Genomic DNA, 13,596 nt, shown 5'->3' with positions numbered 1-13,596 from the left:
TCCTAAGCTTTATTAAAATCCTAAATTTAAACCAAACGTTACAGACCGCATTATGGGGTTCGATTGGTTAACAGAAGAGTTTGTAGAACCGCCATTGCCACCAATTTGAGCACCATTGGCAGGATCGAGCCCTGTCCAGCCGGTTGCTGTGAAAAGGTTAGTACCAGCTACATATACTTTTAAATTGCTTACCCGTATCTTTTTCAAGATGCTTTGCGGAAAAGTGTAGCTTAATGATGCATTCTGTAACCTGGCAAACGTTCTGGATTGGTAAAAACCATAACCGTAAGGGTTGGCATAATTAGGACGAGGGTACTCGTTACTTGGGTTGTTTGGCATCCAGTAAGGCTGATTTAACCAGTTACCCGAGGCCGACAATACAGCACCTGGGTTTCGGCCCCTTAAATTTGTAGACATAAAGAAATTGTCTTTGCCTCCACCAATTATAGCATTGATGGTAAAATATAACTGGAAGTTTTTGTAGCTAAATGTGTTAGATATATTGAAGTTATAGTTTTCTTTAGCATAGCCGATAACTGAACGGTCAAGGTCGTTTAACTTACCATCGTTGTTCAGATCTTTAAACTTAACATCTCCGGCTACTGCGCCATAGGTTTTAATGTAATCAGCATCGGTAGACTGAACTATACCATCAAACGTAAGATCGTATATGGCTCCTAATGATTTGCCAATAAAGAAACTGTTGGCAATATCATCATCTTCTTTGCCATCACCATTTGCATCAGCACCATTCAGGTGTACTAACTTATTCCTGTTTATCCAAAAATTAAATCCAGATTCCCATTTAAAGCCGCTGGCGGCTTTAATATTAACGGTATTTAACGTTACTTCTAAACCCTTGTTGGCTACTTCGCCACGGTTAGATTGAACGGTGTTAAAGCCTGTAAAAATCGGTATGAAACGGGTAATGAGCTGATCAGTAGTGTTGCTTTTATACATATCAATATTACCGTATACTCTGTTATCCAGCAATGTGAAGTCGACACCAAGGTTTAACGCATCGGTTTTTTCCCAGGTAAGGGTTTGGTTGCCGAGTGTAGATGGTGTTGTGTAGAAAGCACTGTTTGATCCAAATACAGTATAACCGGTACTTGTTAATGATTGGGTTTGGTAAGGTGATATGCCCTGATTACCCGTGCGACCGTAAGACAACCTTAACTTTAAGTAGTTAACTGCCCGCACATTTTTCATGAAGCCTTCTTCGCTTAAAGCCCAGGCAACCGATCCGGCCGGGAATACCCCAAATTTGCGTCCTTCGGCAAACGCGGTATACCCATCCCTTCTAACATTTATGGTTGCGTAATATTTACTTTTGTAATTGTAGTTTAAACGGCCTATGTAACCAACGTTAGAGTACTTCGAATCATTAGTAGCTCCTGTGATGGTAGTAGCTGCATTTAAGCCATAAAAACCTAACACAGTTGTGCCATTAGTTGCAAAGTTAGCACCATTTAAGGTTATCGAATTTTCATGCGTGTAATCGCGGGTGTAGCCCACTAATGCATCTATATTATGATTGCCAAAAGAGCGGGTGTAGCTTAACAAGTTGTTAAACAGCCATGCATCTGATAATCTATTAGTTTTGTAACCCCGTGCGGTTGATAAGAATTGGGAAGGATTGGCAATTTCTGAGGCTACCAGCGTATTTATATTTCCACTTTCATGATGGAAGTAGCCGTAGTCCATTGTTCCACGGCTTCCGGTTACATCAAAACGGTAATTTAGCCCTTTAAGAAACGGAAATTTCACGTTAATAAAGCCAGTACCTCTAATGCTGGTGTAAATTTCCCGGTTATCATCAATATAAGCAGGCTGTGATAAACCTACGTTACCCCAATACGGGTTATAGAATGATGTACTGCCGGTAGGGTAGCGCTGCAGCAAATTGTCATTTGTGCCAGCAACATATTTGTAACTGTAAGGCGACATATAAGTTGCCATATACACATCAGGACTTATGCCCGAATAATCGCGCGATGAATAATAAGCATTTGCACCGTAGCTAAGCCAATCAGTAATGTTATTTTCGAGTTTTAACGTAAAGTTAGGCTTTTTGAAATTATCGTTAGCTAAAACCCCTTTTTGGTCTAAGAATCCTGCCGAAAAGTAGTAATTTGTTTTGGCTGTTCTGCCTGAGACACTTACCTCGTAATTTTTAATGGGTGCATATTGGGTGATATCATCTAACCAATTCATTTGGTGTCCCTCGTTATAAGCTTGTTGCTCAAGAGGAGCTAAAAACACCTTGGTTGGATCGGTTATGTCTGTACCTCTGATGGATAAGTTATCTTTTCGCCATTGTAAGAAATCATCACCAGTTCTCATTTTAGGTACCCGGGTCCAATTTTGGATACCGTAGTAAGTGTTGAAATTAATAGTAGGTTTATCGGTTTTGCCTCTTTTGGTGGTAATTAATACAACCCCATTTTGCGAACGAGAACCATATATAGCAGCCGAACTAGCATCTTTCAGAATGTCGAAAGTTGCTACATCGTTCATATTGATCTCGTTAAGGTTGCCGTTAAAAATAACTCCGTCTAATACAATAAGCGGGGATGTTGCGGCAGTAACAGAGTTTTGGCCACGAACTACAATGTTTGGACTTGCGCCTGCACTGGTAGACGGACCTACGTTTATGCCTGGTGTGCCCTGCAAGGCCTCTAATGGGTTTACGAAAGGTACACTTTCCTTCGGTCCGCCTTCAAATTTAACAGTTGTAACAGCACCGGTTACATCTTTACGCTTTTGTGTACCGTAGCCTACTACAACAACATCATTTAATTGCTTATTATTTTCTATTAAGGTGGCGTTAATGGTTGTTTTACCAGCCACCTGTACCACTAAAGAATCGTAGCCCAGGCTGGTAAACGTTAAACTGCCCTGCGCGCCAACCCTTATACTATACGTGCCATTTACATCGGTGCTCGTAGATACTCCGGTTGACGCTTTTACAGTTACACCGATAAGCGATTCGCCTTTTGCGTCAGAAACCTTTCCTTTTACGGTGGATGATACCTGCGCCCATGAAGCCGAGCCGATAAATAGCAGCATGGCAGCTATGGCACATGATAACATCATCTTGGTTACTCCTAAATGGTAGAAATAACGTAATTGTAGTCGTTTTTTCTTCATACGCAGTGTTTGTTTAAATTAATTTTTGACATTGTTGGTTTATAAATGGTTATTAATTGGTACAGTTAAACGGTATTCATCTGTTGTGGTCTGCACTATGCGCTGCAGGTCTTCATAATTGTCTTCAAGTTTCCTTAATAGTTGAAATTGCGCCCGTGCACGTTGCAGATTATGGTCGGATGACTGGGTTTTAAAATAAATGTCGCCTTCAAGATAATCGGTTAAAAAGCGCAGCCCTATCATGTAAGGCAAGAGCAAGGTGCCTATCGTGAGCGATTTTATTTCTAAATCGGTTAATACGTTGGCCGTTTCTTTTAAAAAACCTATCGCAAATGCTTTAAATAAGCTAATGTTGACATCTATTTTAGATGTATCTGCTTCGTCTTCAGCCGCTGTATTCACAATACTTCGTATAGCATCTCCAAAATCGTAAGCAATGTAGCCGGGCATAACGGTGTCCAGGTCAATCACACATTGAGCCTTACCGTCGGCGTCAAGTAGTACGTTATTAAATTTGGTATCATTATGGGTAATGCGTAAGGGAAGTTTCCCCGCACGACCTAAGTTAAGAATGGAGCACATCTCCTCCTGGCGTTTCAATACAAATGCAGTTTCCTCGGCTACATATGCACTCCGTCCCACCGGATCGGCATCCAACACATATTTAAATTTTTGAAGTCTTTTTTCAATGTTATGGAAATCCGGAATAGTTTCGCCCAGAAGATCGGCGTTCAAATCTGATATCAGCGCCTGAAAACGTCCAAAAGCTTTACCTCCCTCTCTTGCCTGATTAATCGTAGTTACAATATCAAATGATAGTGTATTTTTTAGGAAAATGTACACACGCCAGTAATTACCTGCATTATCCTGGTAATAGCATTTATTTTCGCTTGTCCTGACCAGAGTTAAAACTTGTTGGTTTGGATCTACGCCATCCCAGGCCGACAGTTTCTGTTTGATATGATGCGTAACAATTTCAATGTTGTTTATCAAGATCGCTACGTTTTCAAAAACATGCGAATTAATGCGTTGCAATAAGTAGTCCGGCAGCTCAGACTTTGCATTAATGATATGGAAAGTGTCGTTAATGTGCCCTGAGCCATACGCGTTTATCTCTTTAACTTCTCCCTGTATGTTAAATTGAGACACGATGTCTTTTAAAGTATTAAATGTATAGGAGCCCAGATACATAAGTGTAAATAAAAAAAGTTTATAGAGAGAGAACCGAGGTGCGTGCTTGGACAACAAGTATATTTGGTGTGTGCGCAAACAAATGTATAAAAACAATTTGTGTGCGCACACAAAAAAAAATATTTTTTGATAAATGTATATTTTTTTAGCGAAGAGTATTAGCTTAGCGGCGTCAAGCAGTGATATAAATCTAACCTACTTGCCTGCCTAAATTATATCCTGAGGCAAGTCTTAAAAGTATTCACTAAAGCCTGCTTTGATAAGGTACTTATCCAAAGGTGTAACTAATTATAAATTATGAAGATAGGCTTAATTGTGTTCATGATATGCGCAAGCATAAATGCTTTCTGTCAGAATGATGATAAAAAGAAGCACGCCATTGATGTTGATGCAATACGTGAAACTCAATTAACAGGCGATGTTGGCTTAAGACCAACGATAATGTCTGCGCCGGCCAGCGCACAACAGGTAGCCCAACTTTTAAAGAAATTTCCTGGCAAGAGATACCTGACATTTCCGGAGACGCGCCAAAATTCTATTCGGTTGTTAGATTCACTGCCTAAGCCGTGGCTAAGCAGAACAGCTGCCGAGTTAAGTAACTTTAATGGCAGTGCACAACCCGGAGAGTACTACGTTTTTCAGATAGGGGTTTATGCAGCAGCGCAGCAGCTTGACGGACTTATGGTAGACATTGCACCCTTAAGTAATGCGGGTAAAGTAGGCATCACTGATGTCACCTGCTTTAACACCCAGGGTGTCGATATCGCCGGAAAATCATACAAAAAATCACTTACTGTAAAGTCTAAAAATGTTTTACCTCTATGGTTTGGCATTATGGTGCCTGAAAATGCAGCCGGGTTGTATAAGGGTTTAGTTCACATTAAGCCCCATGGCCTGCCAGCAACTACCGTTAATATAAACATCACTGTTAAAGGTAACAAGATTGAAAACCATGGTTTTAATAAGGATGATAAACTCTCCAGATTGGCTTGGCTAAATTCTAAAATAGCTTTAGATAACGATGTTACACAGCCATACAAGCAGTTAGGGCGCAATAATAATGAGATTAGCGTACTTGGGCGTACCATCAAACTCTCTGCCGAGGGTTTGCCGCAAGATATCCAAACTTACTTTGATAAAAATAACCAGCGTTTACTACCAACGAGCGAACCCATATTAGCAAACAAGATGCGGTTTGTTGTGGAGCAGCGCGGTAAACAGCTCCAATTTTCGCCTGCTGCTATATCTTTTACAGATAATTTTCCAGGGGCAACACGCTGGACAACCTTACTTAAAAGTGCTGACGTTAATATAGCGGTGCATGGTAGAGCCGAGTTTGATGGATACCTAGGGTACCAATTAGTGGTTACACCGTTAAAAGATATTATGGTGGATGATATCAGGTTAGAAATGCCTATGTCTCCTCAAAAATCAACCTATATGATGGGTTTAGATAAAGAAGGCGGATTTCGACCCGAAAAATGGAACTGGAAATGGGATGTTTTAAATAAAGATCAGGATGAGGTTTGGATGGGCGATGTTAATGGCGGCTTAAAAATTAAATTTAAAGGTGCTAATTATAAAAGGCAATTAGTAAACATCTACTATTCATTTGGCCCCCTTAATGAACCCGAATCTTGGGGCAACGGTAAAAAGGGCGGGATTGACATCAATACTGAAAATAAGGGTGCTGTGCTTAAAGCATACTCCGGGAGCCGTTTGTTACGTAAAGGGCAAACTTATCATTTTAACTTCGACTTACTGATTACGCCTTTTAAACTCATTAACAAAAGCATCCAGTTTGGCGACAGATACTACCATACCGACATAGATACCACTAAAAATTTTATAAAAACTGCCAGTGAACATGGCGCTAATATTATCAATATCCATCATAAGAAAGACATCTATCCCTTTCTGGATTACCCTTTCATGGACGAAAACTTACCGGATTTAAAAGCATTTATCGATAGTTCACATGTACATGGTTTAAAGTCTAAAGTTTACTATACCACCCGCGAACTTTCGGTTAATGCAAAGGAAATTTGGGCTATGCGTAGTCTTAACAATGAAATAATATTTCCCGGTCCTGGTATTAATACACGTACGCTTGTAAATCCTAAAGGCGTACACCCGTGGCTCGCTGCTAATTTTAAAGAAAACTTTATACCCGGCTGGGTTGCTACATTCACCCATGGCAAATACAAAGGCAGGCAAGATTTAGCTGTACTTACCACGCCAGATAGCAGGATGAACAATTTTTATCTTGAAGGTTTGGATTGGATGTGTAAAAACATAGCCATTGATGGTATTTACATGGATGATTTAGCTCTGGATAGAGAAACCATGAAGCGCGCGCGCAAAATTTTAGACCGCGAACGTCCGGGTGCCCGCATTGACATGCACACCTGGAACCATTACAACGAGTACGGCAAATTTGCATCATCACTTAATGTATATATGGATATGCTGCCCTATATCGATCAGCTTTGGATAGGAGAGGCGCGTAACTATGACACACCCGCCGACTACTGGCTAATAGAAATTAGCGGTATACCATTTGGTTTAACCTCACAAATGTTAAATAAAGGTGGTAATGTTTGGCGTGGTATGAACTACGGTATTACAGACAGGCTTGGCTGGTTCAGATCTAAAACGCCGGAGTATTTGTGGCTGTTTTGGGACGAGCACAACATTGAGAAGAAGGAGATGATTGGTTTTTGGGATAAAAGCAACCCGGTGCGTAGTAATAACCCCGAGGTGGAAGCCACTATTTTTAAAGGCCGCGACGAAGTCTTGATATCCGTTGCTAACTATTCAGACAAGGACCGGAAGTTTCAGTTAAATATTAATTGGAAGGCCCTTAATCTTACTCCCGATGAGGTTACTGTCGAAATGCCGGAAATAACTGAATTTCAAGAAAAAAAATCTATTAAATGGAATGATGAAATAAAAGCTGACGCGGCAAAAGGTTATATCATCGTCATTAAAAAGAAAGTTGTTAAAGTAATTCCTTTAGATACCAATCGTCACGGGTAACCCTATGAAATATAAATATATAATTACACTGTTTTCCTGTTTCATTCTACAGCTATCCATAACCCGTGCGCAATCCGTGTACAAAATATATGTCGCTAATACAGGTGCTGAAAGCGCTTCGGGCACCAGGGAGCAACCCGTAAACAACGTGCAAAAAGCTATAGAGCTTGCATCTAAAGTGCAGGGTGATAAAGTTAAAAAAATTGAGATATGGGTTAGAGGCGGTACTTACTATATTGACCACTCAATTGATTTGATACAAGGAAAAACGTGGACGTCAACCTTGCCGTTAAGTATAGAAGCTTATAACAAAGAGCCTGTAATTTTTCATGGCGGTGTTACTGTTGGCCACGATAGGTTAAAGCCGGTTACCAGTAAAGCCTACTTAAGCAGGTTTCAACCCGAATTTAGAGATCGCATACGTCAAATCGACCTTAAGGAGCTAGGTATAGACCCTGGTCAGCTGCGCCCTGTAGGATTTAGCAGACCTTTTGGTCCAACCTGGATGGAAGTATTTGTAAATGGTGCTCCCGGGCAAATTGCGCGGTGGCCCAATGCCGGCACTGTACCCATTGATTCTGTTTTACAAATTGGCAGCACCATCTCTGATAAAAAGGTGGTGGCCGTAAAACCAACGGAAGTTAAGAACGCCGTAATGGCTATTAAGCCTACTGAAGTGAATAAAGAGATTGTATCTATTAAACCGGTCGACTCTGCTGCAAAAAATACAACGGTAGCGGTTGTAGATACTACAAAAAAGGGCGGTGTGTTTTTTTATAACGATCCGCGCCCATCCAAATGGAAGGAACCTAAAAAAGCTTGGTTAAGTGGTTTTTTTATGTGGGGATATGCTGACGATGCTATACCCGTTGAAAGTATTGATACCATAAGGCGCATTATAAAAACAGCCATGTCTACCCGGTACGGTTTTGGCAGCGGTAAGCCGTGGCGCGCTTATTATGCTTATAACATACCCGAAGAGATAGATATACCGGGAGAGTATTACGTTGATACGGACACAAAAATACTATACGTGCTGCCCCCTGCTAAGTTGAGCAGCCTGGAGTTATCCGTATTAGAGACGCCAATGTTACAAGTGGAAGGCGTAAATAACTTCCAAATTAAGAACATACACTTTACATGTAGCCGCGGAATGGGTATTTATACCGAAAGAACAAAAGGCCTGCGTGTTAATCAATGTAAGTTTAATAACCTTGGCATGATGGCGGTGTTTGTAGGTAAATCTATGCTGAGTGTTGACGGCGATAAAGTGGTTACTAACCTAAACGCAAAAGCGCGGGTAACCGGAGATATACTGCAGTATATTTACGACAATACCACCTTTGATAGTGAGGGCGGCAGTGATAACGGTATTCTAAACTGCGAGGTTTATCAAACCGGGGCAGGTGGTATTTATCTTAGCGGAGGTAACCGCATCGCCTTATCCGCTTCAAAGTCGTTTGTAAAAAACTGCCTTATACACGATTATAACCGGATAGCAAAAACTTTTATGCCGGGCATTTACATTGCTGGTGTGGGTAATACTATTGCTAACTGCGAAATATACAATGCCCCTTCGGTGGCTATTTTGCTGCATGGCAATAACCATATCATTGAATATAATGATATACACAGCACTACCCTAGAGGTTGATGACATGGGTGCCATTTACCATGGTCGAGATCCGTCAGAGAGGGGAAATATTGTACGGTATAACTACCTGCATGATTTAGGTGGCTTAAATAAAACCATGGGAGTTTATCATGATGATGGTGCTTGCGGTACACAGGTTATCGGAAATGTTTTTTTTAGAGCCGGTACCGTAGCAGGATTTATTGGTGGGGGGCAGGATAATGTCTATATCAACAATCTGTTTTTGAATACGCGTTATGCATTTCATATTGATAAGCGCCTAACAGGGTGGGCTAAGGGTGTTGTGCAGCCAAAGGGCTTGTTTCAAAAGCGGCTCGAAGCAGTTAACTATACCAAGCCGCCTTACTCAACCGCTTACCCTACACTGAAAGAGTATTTTAACGAAGGGCCGGCCGTGCCTCAACGCAATAAGTTCGAAAACAATGTTATGGTAAATATTGAGAAAAAGTTTGAAGGCGATACTACGCTGGTTTATTTCGGTAAACACAATTTCGAAACTATTGGCGATCCCGGATTCAAGAATTACCCTAAACAGAATTTTAAGATAAAACGACATTCTTTAATTTATGATAATGTGCCGGCTTTCATAGCGCCACCTCTTAAAAAAATAGGTTACCGTAAGGTTAAGTGATGCTCTAACCGTTAAGCTATGCCTGTTGAACAACCTTTGAAGATCTTTTACCTGCAACCTTACCACGAGGGCACATCCATTGCCGATATTGTATCGGCGATGGATGATTTGCCTAAACATGCCATAGCAAAAGCCCCTTGGGCAGATTATCAATATAAGCCCGACTGTGCTTTTGCAATAGCGCACTGTAACAGTAATATATATATCAAATTTTTTGTTGTTGAAGATGCTGTGTTGGCAAGGTTTACAACACCTAATAGTTTGGTTTATAAGGATTCGTGCGTTGAATTTTTTATAGCATTCAACAATGAGCAAAGTTACTATAATCTCGAGTTTAACTGTCTAGGTACCGCTTACGTTGGTTATGGGTCAGGTAAAACCCAACGGGAGGCTGCACCAATTCCTATTGTTGAGCAGATAAAAAGTAGTAGTTTATTGTACTCTGTTGATGGTAAGATTAAATGGGAGCTTACGCTGGTGATACCTACAGATACATTTTACCGACACAGCAGCCCACAATTATTGCAACTTGATGCTAAATGTAATTTTTACAAATGCGGAGATGATATGCCGGTTCCACATTATTTGTGCTGGAACAATATTGTTTCTGACGCTCCTGAATTCCATTTACCCGATTTTTTTGCGAAGGCCAGTTTTATTCCTCAATCTTAGATGTTGTCTTCGTCCACGTAGTAATTAAAATTCTCTTTAGTAACAATATCCAACGGTAAAAATTTAACGGCTGCCACTTCTTTCTTAAAAACGAGGTGTTCAACAAGCTGGTTTATACCCCAATAACCTTGTCCCTTTGGGTTTTGATTGATGAGAAAGCTTATACTGCCCTTATTAAGGTAATGAACGTTTTGCGGTAGCAGGTCGTAACCTATAATGTTAACGTGCTGAATATTTTGCTGCTCTAAATATTTAGCAATATCATGAGCTTTGGAGGTTGTAACAAAAACGGTTTTTAAATCGGGTGTGTTAGCAAAAATTTGGTTAAGGCTGGCTTTAAATGTGGCAGCATTCTCGCGTTTAAGCTCTGCTTTTATAATGTTATAACGGTCGCTCAGATTATTATGTAAAAAGTAATTGCGTAAGCCTTGTTCTTTTTTTAGCAAGTGAGCTGCATTGCTTATCTCTTCGTCAATGTGCGCAACCAGAATTGATGCTGGTTGCTGCATGCCGTAATGTATCAGTTTACCGGCTAAAAAACCACTTTGGTAAGAGTCCTGTCCTATGTAGCTTAATGGATCGAAATCAGCTATTTGCGTGTTAAACAGCACAAACGGAATATTCTGTTTCTTCCATTGTTCAAAAAATGGCAATACTTCCCGGTAAAATATAGGCGATAACAATATGCCGTCCGGATTACTGTCTGAAACGTTTTGAGCGGCTTCTATAAAAGATTTAACATTGAACGGATCAAACGTAAACTGGTGAACCTGCATGCCAAATTTACCCAAGTCTTTCTCTGCCTTTTCGATGCCTGATTTTGGGGCAAGCCAGTAAGAGTCGACCGTATGATTGGGAATTAAAGCAGCTAAATGATATGTTTTATTGGAACCTAGCGCCCGGGCTATGAAGTTAGGCTCATATTTCATCTCGCTGATAATCTTGAGCACTTTTTCTTTTACCTTTTCATTAACATTGCCACGATCATGTAAAACCCTGTCAACAGTACCTGTAGAAACATTCGCCTTTAGGGCAATATCCTTAATCCTAATATTTACCTTCATGCAGCATTCAGCTCTAATAAATTTGTGTGCAAAACTACTGTAAAAGCAAGTTTAAACAAATACAACCCCGTTATTATCTATTAGTTTTTGTTGTGAACCAACTACCGCGTAAGCAGTAATACAAATTGAAGAGGTAACAAGGGAGCAATAGCATATAGGCGGCCTGATTGTTGGTTAGTCGTGCAAGCCAGCCATAAATCAACGGCATAATAGCGCCGCCTGCAACACCCATAATTAATAATGCCGAGCCCCGGCTTAACTGTGCACCGCTTAACCCTTTTAGTGCTTGCGGCCATATAGCAGGCCATAGTAATGCGTTAGATAGCCCTAGTAATGCTACAAACGCAATAGAGGTTTTGCCGGGAGTAATGATAACCAATACGGCTATAATAAGGCCTAAAATAGCTGAATAAAGAAATGCTTTTTCTTGTGTTATAAATTTAGGGATGGCAAAAGAACCAAATAAGTAGCCAATAACGGTAAATGCCAGTGTATAAGAGGTGAGACTTTTGGCGATGTTTAAATTGAATCCATGATATAGGCCATAGTTGCCGATAGTGTCTCCAGCCAAAACTTCCAGGCCTACGGTGCAAAAAACGGCAACAAATCCCAACAAAAAATTCACACTGTTTTTTTGATTTATCGGTTGGCCGGTGTCTTCGGCTGCAACTGGTTTAATTTCTGGAAGATGTGCGTATTTAATGCCAAATGCGATTGTCAAAAGTATTATGCATAGCACCGTATAGGGCATTATAACCGCACGGGCGAGTTCATTAAGCCGTAATACTTTATCGGCTGGAGAATATTGCGCTAGTTCTTTGATCAAATCCCCGGCGTTGTTTAAGATGATAGCGCCTAAAATAATAGGTGCAACCACACCCGCCAGCTTATTGCAAATGCCCATAATGCTCATGCGTTGTGCTGCCTTATGAGCGGGCCCAAGTAAAGTTATATATGGATTAACTGCCGTTTGCAACAACGTTGTGCCAGTACCCACCACAAATAAACCTAGCAAAAATATAGGGTAGTAACGCATCAAAGCGGCCGGAATAAATATAAGACAGCCAAAAGCCATAATTATCAGACCTAACCGCATTCCCTTGATCATACCTGTACGCTGCAAAATTTTGCTTGATGGAAGCGCCATTATCGTGTATGATATATAAAAGGCAAATGTTACAAGGTAGGCCTGCCACTCTTCGAGCTGACAGGCAATGAGCAAGTAAGGAATAAGTGTACCGTTAACCCAGGTTACAAAACCAAATATGAAAAAAAAAGCACCAACAGTGCCTATCTGCTTTGCATAACCGCCTTTAGCGGTTGGTTCACTTAAATTAGCTGTAGCGTCAACCATGTTTATGATGTATTAGTATGATAATTACTTATATCTGTTTTTTAACAAGTCTTTCATGTACAAATTTACATCCCACTGATTAGCTACCGGTGTGGTACTAAATGGCTGTAACTGCATATATGGATGAGGGCCAAACTCTGCAGTAACAGTTAAATATTCTGAGCCCTTTATTCTATGCGCATTTATCACCCTATCCCAACAGGCAAGATGCGTCGCCACAACTTCCTTCCATTCAGCCGACCGCGGATCGGTAACCTGAGGTCCATGAGCGTGGCCTATACGGGCATGAATATGGTCGGTATGCGCAACGGCCAAATCAACCGCCGTTTGCTGATCGGCCAGGTAACTTTCGGCCACTGCGTACCAGTGAGATATATCGAGTGTTAGTCTCAAATCACGATATTTTTGCAGATATGCCTGCGTTACATGTGCAGCGAAACTAAACTTGCCGCGATGCGTTTCATGAACAATTTTAACACCGGTTTCAGCGCTTATTTTTTCAGCGCGTTCAATTAAATATTCATTTTGCTGATATGTGAAAAAATCCCTTCCGGTGTGCGACGTAATGAACAAAGGCAAGGCAGCAGCCATAGACCGCAACCGCAGGTCAAATTCTTTAACATGCGTTTCAAAATCAGGCGTAACCGTGTCCCAATGCTGCCCAAGAAGTTTTAAGCCATGCCTGCTTAATGTTGACTGGATAAATTTAATCTCATTCTCATCAAGTGGTAAGCTGGTTTCCACACCGTCAAAGCCGGCATTTTTAACCTTTTCACAAAAAGATTCCCATGGGATATCTTCCTGGCCCCATCGGGTACAAAAAAACAATAATTTCAAAA

The 13,596-nt window shown here is 40.8% G+C and carries 8 protein-coding genes; 3 read left to right on the top strand and 5 right to left on the bottom strand.

Annotation, left to right across the window (positions count from 1 at the left end):
- Positions 1-12: 12 nt before the first annotated feature.
- Together ABDD95_RS12460 and ABDD95_RS12455 are read right to left on the bottom strand one after the other, a co-directional pair.
- A complete protein-coding gene (locus ABDD95_RS12460) occupies positions 13-3,153 on the bottom strand; it encodes a TonB-dependent receptor (protein WP_345947656.1) in 3,141 nt (1,046 codons plus the stop codon).
- Positions 3,154-3,192: 39 nt separating this feature from the next.
- The gene (locus tag ABDD95_RS12455) at positions 3,193-4,344 is read right to left on the bottom strand and encodes a phosphotransferase (protein WP_345947655.1); all 1,152 of its coding nucleotides are present in this window, start codon (positions 4,342-4,344) and stop codon (positions 3,193-3,195) included.
- A gap of 297 nt (positions 4,345-4,641) precedes the next feature.
- On the opposite strand from ABDD95_RS12455, the gene ABDD95_RS12450 reads away from it, so the two are divergent.
- Genes ABDD95_RS12450 through ABDD95_RS12440 form a run of 3 tightly spaced genes read left to right on the top strand, consistent with a single transcriptional unit; the run spans position 4,642 to position 10,339 of the window.
- Positions 4,642-7,383 (top strand): glycoside hydrolase domain-containing protein, encoded by a 2,742-nt coding sequence (locus ABDD95_RS12450; protein ID WP_345947654.1) that lies wholly within the window; start codon positions 4,642-4,644, stop codon positions 7,381-7,383.
- Between the two features lie 4 nt (positions 7,384-7,387).
- Positions 7,388-9,667: a right-handed parallel beta-helix repeat-containing protein gene (locus ABDD95_RS12445; protein WP_345947653.1), complete on the top strand. Its 2,280-nt coding sequence runs from the start codon at positions 7,388-7,390 to the stop codon at positions 9,665-9,667.
- Between the two features lie 18 nt (positions 9,668-9,685).
- Entirely contained in the window at positions 9,686-10,339 is a 654-nt protein-coding gene (locus tag ABDD95_RS12440) for a carbohydrate-binding family 9-like protein (RefSeq protein WP_345947652.1), read from the top strand.
- On the opposite strand, the gene ABDD95_RS12435 is transcribed toward ABDD95_RS12440, so the two are convergent.
- From ABDD95_RS12435 to ABDD95_RS12425, 3 genes are all read right to left on the bottom strand, one after another.
- Positions 10,336-11,403, bottom strand: a complete 1,068-nt coding sequence (locus ABDD95_RS12435) for a substrate-binding domain-containing protein (RefSeq protein WP_345947651.1) — start codon at positions 11,401-11,403, stop codon at positions 10,336-10,338. The two genes, ABDD95_RS12440 and ABDD95_RS12435, sit on opposite strands and share 4 nt — an antisense overlap.
- Before the next feature lie 73 nt (positions 11,404-11,476).
- Positions 11,477-12,757 carry a sugar MFS transporter gene (locus tag ABDD95_RS12430; RefSeq protein ID WP_345947650.1) on the bottom strand — a complete coding sequence of 427 codons (1,281 nt, stop codon included), beginning with the start codon at positions 12,755-12,757 and terminating at the stop codon, positions 11,477-11,479.
- 24 nt (positions 12,758-12,781) lie between these two features.
- Positions 12,782-13,594: a TIM barrel protein gene (locus ABDD95_RS12425; protein ID WP_345947649.1), complete on the bottom strand. Its 813-nt coding sequence runs from the start codon at positions 13,592-13,594 to the stop codon at positions 12,782-12,784.
- Positions 13,595-13,596 lie beyond the last annotated feature (2 nt).

The sequence above is a fragment of the Mucilaginibacter sp. PAMB04274 genome (genome assembly GCF_039634385.2).
Lineage (GTDB): Bacteria > Bacteroidota > Bacteroidia > Sphingobacteriales > Sphingobacteriaceae > Mucilaginibacter.
Note: the sequence above shows the minus strand (reverse complement) of the source record. Positions and strands in the feature narration are given on the sequence as shown.